This window comes from Streptomyces sp. NWU339, from assembly GCF_003143855.1.
Taxonomy (GTDB): Bacteria; Actinomycetota; Actinomycetes; order Streptomycetales; family Streptomycetaceae; genus Streptomyces.
On sequence record NZ_QFRK01000009.1, the window covers coordinates 324302 to 336379 of the forward strand.

General features: G+C 71.6%; 14 protein-coding genes and 1 pseudogene. 8 read left to right on the forward strand and 7 right to left on the reverse strand.

The genetic code is table 11. From position 1 onward, the window contains the following. Nucleotides 1–378: 378 nt before the first annotated feature. Nucleotides 379–1185, forward strand: coding sequence for an aminoglycoside adenylyltransferase family protein (locus DIZ27_RS14130; protein ID WP_109378725.1), 807 nt, complete (start codon nt 379–381; stop codon nt 1183–1185). A gap of 562 nt (nt 1186–1747) precedes the next feature. Here DIZ27_RS14130 and DIZ27_RS14140 read toward each other — a convergent pair. Both DIZ27_RS14140 and DIZ27_RS14145 read right to left on the reverse strand, forming a co-directional pair. Further along, nucleotides 1748–2296 carry a DoxX family membrane protein gene (locus DIZ27_RS14140; RefSeq protein WP_375231967.1) on the reverse strand — a complete coding sequence of 183 codons (549 nt, stop codon included), beginning with the start codon at nt 2294–2296 and terminating at the stop codon, nt 1748–1750. A 193-nt stretch (nt 2297–2489) separates the two neighbouring features. After that, a complete protein-coding gene (locus DIZ27_RS14145) occupies nt 2490–3242 on the reverse strand; it encodes a metalloregulator ArsR/SmtB family transcription factor (protein WP_109378727.1) in 753 nt (250 codons plus the stop codon). A gap of 120 nt (nt 3243–3362) precedes the next feature. Between DIZ27_RS14145 and DIZ27_RS14150 the strand changes: the two genes are divergently transcribed. From DIZ27_RS14150 to DIZ27_RS14165, 4 genes and pseudogenes are all read left to right on the forward strand, one after another. Then, nucleotides 3363–3581: a DUF2231 domain-containing protein gene (locus DIZ27_RS14150; protein WP_109378728.1), complete on the forward strand. Its 219-nt coding sequence runs from the start codon at nt 3363–3365 to the stop codon at nt 3579–3581. Next, nucleotides 3548–3827 (forward strand): annotated as a pseudogene (locus DIZ27_RS47030) (lamin tail domain-containing protein); the annotation flags it as partial. The gene DIZ27_RS14150 and the pseudogene DIZ27_RS47030, both read left to right, overlap by 34 nt. A 423-nt stretch (nt 3828–4250) precedes the next feature. Further along, nucleotides 4251–4832 carry a TMEM165/GDT1 family protein gene (locus DIZ27_RS14160; RefSeq protein WP_109378729.1) on the forward strand — a complete coding sequence of 194 codons (582 nt, stop codon included), beginning with the start codon at nt 4251–4253 and terminating at the stop codon, nt 4830–4832. A 1097-nt stretch (nt 4833–5929) separates the two neighbouring features. Beyond that, nucleotides 5930–6391 (forward strand): recombinase family protein, encoded by a 462-nt coding sequence (locus tag DIZ27_RS14165; RefSeq protein ID WP_309074859.1) that lies wholly within the window; start codon nt 5930–5932, stop codon nt 6389–6391. Between the two features lie 374 nt (nt 6392–6765). Here the strand turns inward: DIZ27_RS14165 and DIZ27_RS14175 are convergent, their stop codons facing one another. The 4 genes from DIZ27_RS14175 to DIZ27_RS14190 form a co-directional block, all read right to left on the reverse strand. After that, nucleotides 6766–8217 carry a HAMP domain-containing sensor histidine kinase gene (locus tag DIZ27_RS14175; RefSeq protein ID WP_109378730.1) on the reverse strand — a complete coding sequence of 484 codons (1452 nt, stop codon included), beginning with the start codon at nt 8215–8217 and terminating at the stop codon, nt 6766–6768. Continuing rightward, a complete protein-coding gene (locus DIZ27_RS14180; RefSeq protein ID WP_109378731.1) occupies nt 8214–8948 on the reverse strand; it encodes a response regulator transcription factor in 735 nt (244 codons plus the stop codon). Before DIZ27_RS14180 ends, DIZ27_RS14175 begins: the two co-directional genes overlap by 4 nt. 174 nt (nt 8949–9122) lie before the next feature. Further along, complete coding sequence (locus DIZ27_RS14185) at nt 9123–9452, reverse strand: hypothetical protein (protein ID WP_109378732.1); 330 nt, start codon at nt 9450–9452, stop codon at nt 9123–9125. Between the two features lie 314 nt (nt 9453–9766). Next, nucleotides 9767–10162 (reverse strand): PepSY domain-containing protein, encoded by a 396-nt coding sequence (locus DIZ27_RS14190; RefSeq protein ID WP_109378733.1) that lies wholly within the window; start codon nt 10160–10162, stop codon nt 9767–9769. Between the two features lie 331 nt (nt 10163–10493). On the opposite strand from DIZ27_RS14190, the gene DIZ27_RS14195 reads away from it, so the two are divergent. The 3 genes from DIZ27_RS14195 to DIZ27_RS47040 all read left to right on the forward strand — a co-directional run bounded on the left by DIZ27_RS14195 (nt 10494) and on the right by DIZ27_RS47040 (nt 11590). Further along, nucleotides 10494–10829 carry a helix-turn-helix transcriptional regulator gene (locus DIZ27_RS14195; protein ID WP_109378734.1) on the forward strand — a complete coding sequence of 112 codons (336 nt, stop codon included), beginning with the start codon at nt 10494–10496 and terminating at the stop codon, nt 10827–10829. Nucleotides 10830–10831: 2 nt separating this feature from the next. Beyond that, nucleotides 10832–10984: a hypothetical protein gene (locus tag DIZ27_RS45695; RefSeq protein ID WP_181383517.1), complete on the forward strand. Its 153-nt coding sequence runs from the start codon at nt 10832–10834 to the stop codon at nt 10982–10984. Between the two features lie 390 nt (nt 10985–11374). Beyond that, nucleotides 11375–11590, forward strand: a complete 216-nt coding sequence (locus DIZ27_RS47040) for a hypothetical protein (RefSeq protein WP_258308359.1) — start codon at nt 11375–11377, stop codon at nt 11588–11590. A gap of 177 nt (nt 11591–11767) precedes the next feature. Here the strand turns inward: DIZ27_RS47040 and DIZ27_RS48430 are convergent. Continuing rightward, nucleotides 11768–12078 (reverse strand): YkvA family protein (locus DIZ27_RS48430; RefSeq protein WP_109378735.1); only part of this gene is annotated, 311 nt, incomplete at its 5' end.

Consider the following 12078-nt stretch of genomic DNA (forward strand, 5'->3'; position numbering starts at 1 on the left):
CGGTGCGTCTTGGGATGCCCGAAGTGCGCGGCGTTCTCCTCGCTGTCCGGTACGTCGAAGACCGTGCCGTCGATGGCCATCACTCGCCATCGACGGCAGAAGGCGCCCGGCTCCGGCTCCGTCGCCGACGGCCGGGCAACCTCGGCGAACAGGGCCTTCAGGGCAGGGGCAAGCGCCGCAGTATGGGCGAACGCGACTTCGACGCGCTGATCGACGGCACCACCAGCTCCTCAAGGCGCCGATCGTGCTGGTGTGAGACCGCCTGAACACCCGCGTGTCCCCGGAACCGGCCTCGCCCTGCACATCCCCACATCGCCCTGAACAGACGGAATCAAATAATGCTGTGCAGTCCGCCGGACGACAGGAGACGCTGAGGCAGTGCATCAGATTCAGGAGATCGTGGGGCTGGTCGGCGGTGTGCTGGGCCAAGATGTCACCGGCACCTACCTCCACGGCTCCTCCGTGCTCGACGGCCTCAGGCCGGCCAGCGACGTGGACGTGCTGGTCGTCTCCCGGCGGCGAATGGACGAGCAGGATCGACGGACGCTCCTCGGTGGGCTGCTCCGGATCTCCGGCTCCCGGAACAAGGCCCGCCCGGTCGAGGTCACCGTGGTCGTCCAGTCCGAGGTGCGGCCGTGGCGGTACCCGCCGACCTGCGACTTCCTCTACGGCGAGTGGCTGCGTGCCGAGTACGAGACCGGGGAGGTCCCCCGGCCGGAGCCGATGTCCGATCTGGCCCTGCTGATCACCATGGCGCTGACCGGCGACCACCCCCTCGTCGGCCCACGCCCGGCACAGGTCCTCGACCCGGTCCCGCAGGCCGACCTGGTCCGGGCGAGCCTGGCGGGTATCCCCGGCCTGCTCGACGACCTGGACAGCGACACCCGCAACGTCCTGCTGACCTTCGCCCGCATCTGGACCACGCTCGCCACTGGCCGGATCGAGTCGAAAGACGCCGCCGCCGACTGGGCCCTCGCCCAGCTCCCGCCCGAGCACCGCGCCCCCCTCGCCCACGCCAGGCATCTCTATCTCAACTGCCCCTACTCCAAAGAGAACTGGAGCGATGCGTTGCAGGCGCAGGTGCGTCCGCATGTGGACCGCGTGCTCACTGAGATCGACCGGCTGCGCACCCGCAGTTCCGCGGGTGTGAGGGCCGCTGTCTCAAGTCCCGGGTGTCAAACCTGACGGTGGTCCACCTGCGCCCTGCCGGACCCTCCAGCAGGGAATGAGCAGCCCGGCGACGACGGCGTTGCACACCGCACGCGACCAGGCTGGTCCGGCACCCGTCGCAAGGCGCCCAGCCCTCGGCCAGGTCATGGCGGGGTGAACGCCGTGCCACGCGCGTCTCCCTCGGCCCACCGTCGTCACCTCAAAGCGCCGAACTCAGTGACGAGCGCCCGGCCGAAGGTCGCTTTCCGCACTCGGGATGGCAAGACCGCCAGAACCCCACCACTCGGCCAGTTCCTGCGGTCCGGTCAATGCTCGGATGACAGAGCGCGGAGATCGTTGACCACCCGGCCTTGGGAAAAGACCCGACCTCCGGTGCGGTGAAGACTCGACGCCTCCACCGCACCGGAGGTCTTCACCATGATCAAGCCCGGCCCATGTCGACAACGCTCGTGATCAATACAGGCGCGGTGCCCCGGTGGCCTGCTCACTCAGCGGGGACGGCACGGCCGGGCGCAGGAGCGCCTGGCGCGCGGCCCTCGACGGCGCGCAGCGAGAGCCGCGGGTGGGCGCTTTGCGCCTACAGGGCGAGCGTGATCGCGGCGGCGACGCCGCCCAGGCTCAGGGCGAAGGCGGCCTCTTTCCAACCGCCGGTGCCCCAGCGGAAGAAACGGTCGACGGCCAGCCGGCCCGGGCCGATGGCCGCGACGGCCAGGGCGACGACGGCGATGCACACGCTGTACTCCACGCCGCCGTCCGTCTCCCACAGGCCGTGGGCGCCGGTGACCGTGGCCATCGCATTGATCATGACGCCGATCAGGGCGGCGGCCGCCAGCGGCGTCAGCAGGCCGAGGGCCAGGCCGAGGCCGCCCAGCAGCTCGGACAGCCCCCCGATCGCGGCGAACAGCTGTCCCGGGTGGTAGCCCAGGGCCGCRAACCCCTTGCCGGTCGCCGTCAGGCCCTGGCCCCCGAACAGCCCGAAGACTTTCTGGGCACCGTGCCCGGCCATCAGCAGCCCGAAGGTCAGCCTGAGGAGCAGCAGGCCGCAGTCGGCGGCGGTCACGACCGGCACGGCGGCCGCAGGTGCTGCCGATTCGGTGGAGGGAACAGGACGGTTCAGGATACGCATGGTCAACATGGCAATGCTCCGGTAGGAAGCCGGAACGGGCGTTTCCCCCAGCTCGGCGGACAGACGCCGAGCGACGGTCACGGGTGAGCGAGCCCTGCACAGGGTCGCGGAGCGCGCCCCTTCTCACCCGATCCCTGCGCGGCGGACAGGGGCGGGCACGGGCGGCGGCCCGCGCGGGCAGGGCAGCGTCCGGTCAGCGGTCTCGCGCCATGGGGTCATCGTGATCGGTGTCGTTCGGGCCCAGCCGCACGCAGCATTCGCCGGGCTCGGGAGCCAGGACAGCCTGGACCCCGTTGACCTGCAGGCCGGTGAGGTAGCCGCTGAGGAAGGCCTGGTTCATGCCGCACACCAGGTCGGGGGCCTTCGCGGCCAGCGGATGGAACGGGCAGTTGCGCAGCCGGAGCCGGGTCGGGCCTTCCCGGACGGGCTCGTAGCCGTACCCGTCCAGCAGCCGCTCACAGACGGTCAGCCCCCGCTCGGGGCCCAGGCGCCCTGGACGGATTTCCTCCCGCGCGGCTTCGCCCATCTGCCGGCCGCGCTGTTCGGCGGTCCGCACCGCCGCCTGCGCGGCGTTTTCGTCGGCCTCCTCGGTCAGGACGGCGTCCAGGAGAAGGTCCGCCAGGAGTTCGTGGCGCCGGTCGGGGATGCTCACGGTGATCTGGGCGTCGGTGGGCTCGTACACCTTCGGCCGCCTGCCGACCTTGCGGATCCCGCCGGGCGTCTCGTACCGGGCGCGCAGCAGGCCGGCGTCGACGAGCTTGTCGAGGTGGAAGGCGGCGAGCTTGCGGGAGATGCCGACGCTGGCGGCGGCCTCGTCGCGGGTGACGGCGCGGCCCGCACGGCGGACGAAGGCGAACATGCGCCGCCGTGAGTCCTCGCTCAGGACGCTGACGGAGTCGATGGCGCTGCCGGCCGTGTCGGCCTGCGTTGTCTGATCGGAAGCCACAAGACCACGGTAACGCTCGTCTGCGTGGGCGCAAGTGTTCTCATAACCCTTTGTCCTGCATCTCTTGACGCCCTCCCTCAATAAGACCAAGCTTTATTGGTGAAATTAGAGGAGGCCGCGATGGCTGATGAGGCACAGTTTCAGGCGAAGCGCCCGGTCAGCGCCTGGCTCGCCGGCCCGTACGGCCACCCGTTCCACCCGATCCTGGTCACGGTGCCGATCGGTGCCTGGGTGACCAGCCTGGTGTTCGACATCGCTTCCCACGTCGTCAGCCGTCCGGGTTTCCCGACCCAGCCCTCGGACCGGTGGAGACCGCCAACGACACCCGCCGCGCGGTGAACCTGGACGGCTGGACCCTGACGGACGAGGACGGCCACCTACACCTTCCACCACTACCGCCTGGACGGCCGCTCCACGGTCCGCGTCCACACTGGAACCGACCGCGACAACCGCCATGACCGCTACCAGGACCGCCGCCACTCCGGCTGGGACAACCGCTCCGACACCGCCACCCTGCACAACCAGCGCAACCGCTTCATCGACGACTACTCCTGGGGCCACCACCGCCACGCAGACCACCGCTGACACCGCACCGGCCGGGCCGGTGATCCAGGCCCCGCAGGACCGGTACAGCCGGCCACACCAAGACGGCGCGCCACCCCGCGAGGGGCGGCGCGCCGGATGACGTGGTGCACCTGGAGCAGGCGGCCCCTGGGAGAGCGGGGATGCCGGCCATGGAGTTTGTGGAAGCGGCGGCCTGTGTAGCATGAGGGCCGCGAAGGGGAGTAGTCCCGAGAACCGCTGGTCGACACACTGGACGTCCGAGGATGTCCCGGCCACCGGGCCGCCGCACGATGCGGGGCGGACGAGACCTTCGGCCAAGGCATGACCCTGCCCGCACACCGTGCGGGCGGCTCCGTCGTGCCGGGCCGAAAGGGTTCCTCCCGTCGCCCGCCTGGGTGCCGTACGAGTCCGCGGCCCGGCCCCAGCAGAAAGCACCGTCCCGGAATGACATTCGACCCCCTGGCGATCATCACCGCCTTCGGGCTGATCTTCCTCGCCGAACTCCCCGACAAGACCATGTTCGCCTCGCTGGCCATGGGCACCCGCATGCGCCCGCTGTACGTATGGTTCGGCACGTCCACTGCGTTCATCGTGCACGTCGCGATCGCGGTGGGCGCCGGAAGCCTCCTCGGCCTGCTGCCGGACATAGCCGTCAAACTCGTCTCCGCAGCCCTGTTCGCGTTCGGAGCCGTCGTCCTGCTGCGCGGCGGAGACGATGACGACGAGGACGGGGCCGCCCGCACGGTCACCGGGTTCTGGCCCGTCTACACCACCGCCTTCATGACCGTCTTCATCAGCGAGTGGGGCGATCTCACCCAGATCACCACCGCCAACCTGGCCGCCACCAACGGCTGGCTGCCGACCGCGATCGGCTCCGCCGCCGCCCTGATGTCCGTCTCGGCTCTGGCCCTGCTGGTGGGCCGGTTCATCGCCCAGCGCGTCCCGCTCAAGACCGTGCAGCGCATCGGAGCGCTCTGCATGGCGGCCCTTGCCGTCTGGACCCTGATCGAAGCCTTCACCGGCTGACCGATACAGGCACGTGGCAGAGCATCGCCAAGTTGCCTGGAGGATGGCTGGCTGAGCGGGTGGCGGGGTGTGGTGAGGGCGGTTGCCAGCCCTGGGGCAGACCGTGGTGGGCATGACGGTGGCGCCGGTGACCTCGTTCCAGGTGGCGAAGCGGACGGTCGTCTCGGTGCGGTACTCGGTGGCGGCCATCAGATGGAGGCGGGGCCGGAAGTGGGGGTGGGATCCGACTGAACTCGGACAGGAACCGCTGGGCTGCCCGGAGGTGCCGCCGGGCCCCTCGTGCCTGCCCACCCCGCCGCCGGACACTGCCCTCACGCAGCCGTCACCGACCGTAGCGGCGAGGCGCCGGCGAAACTCCTTGACCCGGGCTCCGGCAGGGGGGTCAAGGGGTTCTGCCGGCGCCTCGCGCCGCTGCACCACTACCATCCGTGACTATCCGTGCGGAACGCACGGCCGCCGGGAGCGCGTAGCGCGAGGCCGGCGGTGAGGGCGTCCGCCAAGGCGCCGCCCAAGGCGCCCGGCACGGCACTCTCCGGGGAGCCCCACAGGGTGTTCCGCAGGGCGCCTCACCAATCCCGGCCCGGACGGGAAAACCCGCACCTCACCGGCGTGGTCAAGGAGGGCCGGGCGCGCCGACCACTTCCTGGGAGACCCCGGTACGGGGCCCCGGCGGCGCTGCCCGGCGCTGCCCGGCGCTGCCCGGAGTTCACCGCCTCGCACACCCGCGACACGCGCGCACCGTGGGCCGGGCCGGAGCAGCCGACCGAGCGGTGAAGAAACTCCGGGCGGCGGGGAGAATCGGGCGATGACCGACCGCCGCCCGCTGGGCACCGGACCCGCCCCTACCGAGCCGCCTCACGCGGACGACAGCCCGCCCCCGGCGCCGCGCGCCCAACTCACCGCAGAACGCCTTTCCGCCGCCGTCCCGGCCACCACAAAGCCGGCACCCGTACCCCGGCGTCCGGCCGGACGCCGCACCCTGGGCACCGGCCCCACCCCTCCCCGCCTTCCGGGCACCTCACCGGCCGGGTGAGCGCGGCGGCCCCGCCGACGCGCAACCAAGCAACAGACCGTTCGATCCCCCGGCAAGCCGACCTCTGCCCCAGCCCGGCGACACCCTCGTGGTGCCCTCCCTCGACCGCCTCGGGCGCTCGATCCAAGACTTGATCGCCATCGTCGCCGACCTGCGTAAGCGCGGCATCGGCTTCCAGTCGCTGCACGAGGCGCTGGACACCACGACCCCGGGCGGCCGGCTCGTCTTCCACGTGTTCGCCGCGCTCGCGGAGTTCATCCGGGAACTCATCGTGCAGGGCACCCACGAGGGCCTGGTGGCGGCCCGGGCCCGCGGGGAGCGCGTCGGGCGGCCGCCGGCCATGACGGAGGAACAGGTCCGGCACGCCCGCGCGCTGCTCGCCCAACCGGAGAACACCATCACATCGATCGCGAAGCTGCTGGGCGTCTCCCGTACGACGCTGTACAAGTACGTACCGGAGCTGTCGGCCGCCGACCGCGACTCCCTGGTGCCGAGCGACGCGCCCGTCGCACTGCCCGCTCGCTGACCCTGTCTTGTCGACAGCTCCCATGCGGCGTCGGGGCTCGGGGAGTAGTCGGCCACTGCCGGCCGTCTTCCCGCTGGTCACCGTGAGTATCTTGCCGAAGTCGCGGAGATGTTCGGCGGCGGTGTCCAGTTCGGGACAGCGGGCCAGGACATCCTTCAGCGCGGCGCGCTCTTCCTCGCTCAGGGCCGTGGGATGGCGAGTGAGCCGGCCGGTCACCTGCCGCGCCGTCGGCGCTCTGGCTGTCCCGTACTCCGGAGAGGCGAACGACTTTCCCGTCCTGCCGTGGCCTGGCTTCAACTACCACCCTGAACTCGTCGCCGAGGCACGGATGGTCGCAGCGCCGGTACTCGACGCCGAGGACCTTGGGGCGGAGTCTACGGACGACGTGCAGCTCCACTTTGCGATCCATGGCTTGGCGCTGACTGCGGAAGCACCGTGATGGCCGCCTTGGCGCTCAAGCCTCCGGTTTCGGCCGCCGGGCGCAGCCGCACACGGGCGTCCAGGCCCATGCCGGGTGCGGGGTGGAGGGTGATGCCGCCGCCGGAGGCGTGCACCAGGTGGCGGACGATGGGCAGGCCGAGGCCGGTGCCGTCGTGGTGGGTGTCGGAGGCGCGCCAGAAGCGGTCGAAGGCGCGGGCCCGGTCGGCCTCGGTCATGCCGGGGCCCTGGTCGATGACGTGCAGTTCGGCGCCGGGGGCGCGGTGGAGGGTGATGGTGGTGCCGGGTGGGGAGACGCGCAGGGCGTTGGCGAGGAGGTTGTCGATGATCTGCTCGGGAGCCCCGGGGATCGCCCACACCCGGCCGGCCGGGAGGCCGGTGACGGCCAGCGTGACGTACTGTTCCGCCGCCAATGGCTCCCACACGGCGACGCGGTCGGCGATGACGGCGTCCAGGTCGACCGGTTCGGGGGTGGTGGCGGTGTTCTCCAGGCGGGCCAGGGCGAGCAGGCCGTGGAGCATGCGGTTGAGGCGTTCGACCTCGCCGACGGCCTCCTCCAGGCTGCCGTGGGCGCGCGGGTCGAGGTAGGGCTCGAAGTTCTCCAGGCGCAGACGGAGTGCGGTCAGCGGGGTTTTCAGCTGGTGGGAGGCTTCCGAGGCGAACGCCTGCTGGGAGGTGAGCAGGTGCTGCAGCCGGGTGGCGGTGCGGGTGAAGGAGGCGGCGAGGCTGCGCAGTTCGGGCGGTCCGGTGGTGCTGTCGGGCGGGTTGGCCAGGTGCCCGTCGGCGAGCTGGGTGGTGGCCTGCTCCAGGGTGCGCAGGGGGCGGGTGATCCAGCGGGCGAGGGTGAAGGCGGCCAGCGCGACGGCGGCCAGGATGCAGGCTCCGGCGAGGGCGAGGGCGCCCCAGATGCGGTGGATGCGGCCGGTCACCTCGGCCATGGGGTAGGTCAGGCGGAGGGCGCCGCGGATCGTGGTGCCCGAGGAGCCGGGCATGGTGGCGGAGAGCACTTCGCTGCCGTCGGGGTCCGTGGTGGTGGTGACGGTGGGCTGGTTGCGCAGGGCGCGGGCGATGTCCGGCTGGGCGGACAGGTCGCCGCCGGTGCGGCCGGCCGGGTGGGAGTCGGCCAGGACGATGCCCTGCTTGTCGGTGACGACGACGCGGCCGCCGGTGCGGGTGGCGTAGTCGCCGACCACGTCGGGCAGTGCCTCGAGGTTGCCTTTTTCGATGTTCTCCTCGGTGACCTCGGCGAGCATGGAGGCGTCGCGTTCCACGCTCTGGGAGGCGCGGGAGATCTCTCCGCGGGCGTAGATGTAGCCGAGCGGCAGCTCCAGGCCGGCCAGCACCAGCAGGGCCAGGGCGAGATAGCTGAGCAGCAGGCGTCGGGTCATCCGGCCCTCTCGGAGGCGGTGTCTTCGCCGGGGATGGTCAGGCGGAAGCCGACGCCGCGGGCGGTGGTGATCCACGCGGCATCGCCGAGCTTGCGGCGCAGGGCGGCGACGTGGGCGTCGAGGGTCTTGGTGGGGCCGAAGAAGTGCGGGTCCCACACCGAGTCCATGATCTGCTGCCGGGAGTAGACCGTACCGGGGTCCTGTGCGAGGTAGGCCAGCAGATCGAACTCCCGCGGCGTAACAGCTATTTCACTGCCCTCCAGGCGGACCTGGCGGGTGCGGCGGTTGATCTCCAGCGGGCCGAGCAGCTGGGGTCCGGGCGCCGGCTGAGCAACCTCGGGCGCGGCTGCCGGCCCCGGCGAGGGGAAGGGAGAGGCGCCGGTGCGGCGGGTGACCGCGCGGATACGGGCGATCAACTCCCGTACGCCGAAGGGCTTGGCGAGGTAGTCGTCGGCACCGAGCTCCAGGCCCACGACGCGGTCGGCCTCCTCGCCCCGCGCGGTGATCATGATGATCGGGACGGCGGAGCGGGCGCGCAGGCTGCGGCAGACGTCCAGGCCGTCCATGTCGGGCAGGCCGAGGTCGAGCAGGACCAGGTCCGGGGAGTCGGCCGTGCCGGCCAGGCCCGCGGCACCGGTGCGGACGTGGTCCACGGTGAAGCCGTAGCGTCCCAGCCCCTCGGTGAGGGGCCCGGCGATCCGGTCGTCGTCTTCGATGAGCAGAAGCCGCATGGCGACAGGTTCGCACAGCTGTGCCGGGGGAGTTGGGGTGTTCACGGGAAGCCGCCTGGGACCTGGGGGGCGTACGGGACGGTGAGCGGGCACGGGGTGCCGTCCGGCCGATCAGCGCGGGAGTGAGGATCGGCCGGACGGCGGCGGGGCGGTGACGGCACCGACTGCGGGGAGTCAGCCGTCGGAGCGGTCATCGTCCTCGCGTCCCTGGTCCTCCTGCCCGTGCTCGTCGTCCTGCCCGCGTTCGTCGTCCCGGTGATCATCGCTGCTGGGCGACGGGGACGTCTGCGCCGGCCAGGCGCTTGTGCCGGCTGCGTTGCCGGGCGGCTTCGCGGGGACCGTCGCGTCCGGTGGGAGGGCCGGTGTTTTCGGGGCGGAGACCGGGGCGGTGCCGCCGGGACCGGGGGTGGAGGACACGGTCTCGCTGACCGTGGACAGAGCCAGGCCGAAGCCTGCGAGGAGGACCAGCGCGGCAGCGATCAGCAGGGCCGGCCTGTGCCGCACGGCCGCCTGCTGCCAGCCGCCCTCATCCCGCGAGTGCCCCCGACGACCTCCGCGCGTCCTGGACGCCTCCGGCTCAGGGACTGCGGCCTCGGGGGATCCGGTCAGCGTTTCGTCGGAAGACCAGGCGTGGGAGGCAGAGGGGGAGGGATAGTCGAAGGCCTCCTCCTCGAAGCGGCCCCCGTACCCTCCTCGCAACGATGCGGAGGCCGAGGAATCCAGAATTGCCGTCGCCTCGACGTCCGAGGGTGACCCGGTGGCCTTCTCATGCTCGCGCGGCACCTGTTTCTCCCTTCCGGCGCATTGACCCGCGGCCGTCAGCCGGCGTCCTCCTCCTCGGTGCCCTCCTGCTTGGTGTCGGTGACCTTGAAGGACTTGTCGAGGTAGACCTCGACCGTGGTGCCGTCCGCCTGCTTCACCTCCACCCCGTACATGCCGGGCTTCTCCGCGTCCTCCTCGGACTTCACGACGGTGCCCGGGTACGCGGCGAGCGCGGCGGCCTCGGCCTTCTGCTTGATGTCACCGGTCAGCGGCGGCTCCTCCTTGTCGTCGGTGTCGCCGGCGGCCTCGGCGCCTCCCGCGTTCTGGGCCTGCTGGGTGTCCGACTTGGAGCTGCCGGAGCTGGAGTCGGAGCCGCCACCGCAGGCGGCGAGGGCGAACATCAGGACGGCGGCGGGAGCGGCGAGGGCGGCGCGGCGGGGCAGTGCACGCATCGAGGTCTCCAAACACTGGGGAGTTCGCTGGCGGTTCGAAAGTCCGTCGGCCGGACCTCCGGGGGACGGCAACGACCCTAGAAAGACGCCCCCTAGAGACAGCCCAGCAAACGGAGAGCAGGAACCCAGCAGACGACCAAGGTTTCGCCACCGATGCCAGCAGGCGGTGAACCACCCTGGACGGCATGGCTTTGTTCACGGTGTTGGACAGCACCCGGTTTGTCGGCAACTCGATGTTTACGGGAACGGACGGCACCTGCTTCCCTCGGTCGCTCGAGCAACTGGATAGTTCAAGGTTTCGTGGATTCATTTATTGCTGTACTGTCGTCGTGTGCTGACTGTTACTTCCGACATCGAGGTGCTGGCCCGGTTCGGCCGTGCGCTCGCCGACCCGATCCGCTGCCGCATCCTGCTCGCCCTGCGCGAAGCCCCCGCCTACCCCGCCGACCTTGCCGACGCCCTCGGTGTCTCCCGCACGCGGCTGTCGAACCACCTGGCGTGCCTGCGCGACTGTGGCCTGGTGGTCACCGTCCCGGACGGGCGCCGCACCCGCTACGAACTTGCCGACGAACGCCTAGGCCACGCGCTGGACGACCTGCGTACCGCTGTGGTCGCCGTCGAGACCGACCGGACATGCCCGGACGCCGACGAGAAGGGCTGCTGCTGACCATGACCGCGGAGAGATCCCTGTCCCTCGGCCCCAGCCTGGCCCGCCGCGATGCGCCCACCGCCGCCCCGGCGTCGGCGCCCACCGGCGCCGCTGTGTGCGGCTGCCGCCCGGGACGCGCCCGCTGCACCGCAGAGGCGGAGGGCGGCCGGTGAACGCCTGGGCCTGGGCAGCGCTCGCCCTCTACCTGGGATGGGCGGGGTTCGCCTTTGGCATCCGCGCCGCACTCCAGCGCCGCCGTACCGGCGACGCGGGCTTTCGCGGCATCTCCGGCCGCCCCGGCGAAGCCTCCTGGTGGGCCGGTGTGCTGTTCGCTGCCGCCCTGCTGGGCGGAGCCGCCGCCCCGGCGGCTCCGCTCGCCGGGCTTCCCACGCTGGAGAGCAGCGCGGCGCTGCACGGCACCGGCCTGGCCCTCACCCTGGCCGGGATGGCACTCACCACGGCCGCTCAGCTGGCCATGGGCGCCTCCTGGCGGGTCGGGGTGGACGCCGGTGAGCGCACCGCCTTGGTCACCGCCGGACTCTTCGCCCACGCACGCAACCCCCGTGTTCACCGCCATGATCGTCACCGGCGCCGGGCTTGCGCTGATGGTGCCCAACCTGGTCGCCGTCCTCGCGTTGGCGGCCCTGGTGGCCGCAGTCCAGCTCCAGGTCCGAGTCGTCGAAGAGCCCTACCTGCTGAACACCCACGGAGACGACTACGCCGCCTACACGGCCCGCGCCGGACGCTTCCTGCCAGGCATCGGGAGACGGGCAGCCTGAGGGGCCACGAGGTACGACCGGCCTTCGGTTGCAAACGATCCACCGCCTCGACGCTGTCGCAACTCGTGAACACTCGAGCCCACACTGACGCCCGACTGCCTCCCACACCGCTGTCGAAACGCTGCTCGCTCTCATGGACAGAACCAGGAGGGTCAGGAACACCCTTTACGGCTGTGCTCATGGGTTCGAGGTGGCGGGCAGGCCGGTCAGGCGGCGGACGGCAATGAGCCCGTCGTCGGTGCCGGGCCAGTGCCGGGCCAGAGCATCGGCTCCGGCGTGGCGGACCACGGAGCGCAGGACGGCGGCGACCACGATGGCGTCGTCGGCGTAGCCGAGGACGGGGATGAAGTCGGGTACCAGGTCGATGGGCATCGCCAGGTAGGCCAGCAGCAGCCACAGCCGTACCCGTACCCCGCGCGGCAGGGTCCGGTCGCGGGCGAGGCGGGGGATGAGCCGCAGCAGGTCGGGCAGCAGCCGGATCGCCTCGG

Coding starts and splice junctions, on each gene's coding strand:
- DIZ27_RS14150 (WP_109378728.1), top strand. CDS start 3,363: ATGGCTGATGAGGCACAGTTTCAGGCGAAGCGCCCGGTCAGCGCCTGG.
- DIZ27_RS14160 (WP_109378729.1), top strand. CDS start 4,251: ATGACATTCGACCCCCTGGCGATCATCACCGCCTTCGGGCTGATCTTC.
- DIZ27_RS14175 (WP_109378730.1), bottom strand. CDS start 8,217: ATGACCCGACGCCTGCTGCTCAGCTATCTCGCCCTGGCCCTGCTGGTG.
- DIZ27_RS14180 (WP_109378731.1), bottom strand. CDS start 8,948: ATGCGGCTTCTGCTCATCGAAGACGACGACCGGATCGCCGGGCCCCTC.
- DIZ27_RS14190 (WP_109378733.1), bottom strand. CDS start 10,162: ATGCGTGCACTGCCCCGCCGCGCCGCCCTCGCCGCTCCCGCCGCCGTC.
- DIZ27_RS45695 (WP_181383517.1), top strand. CDS start 10,832: ATGACCGCGGAGAGATCCCTGTCCCTCGGCCCCAGCCTGGCCCGCCGC.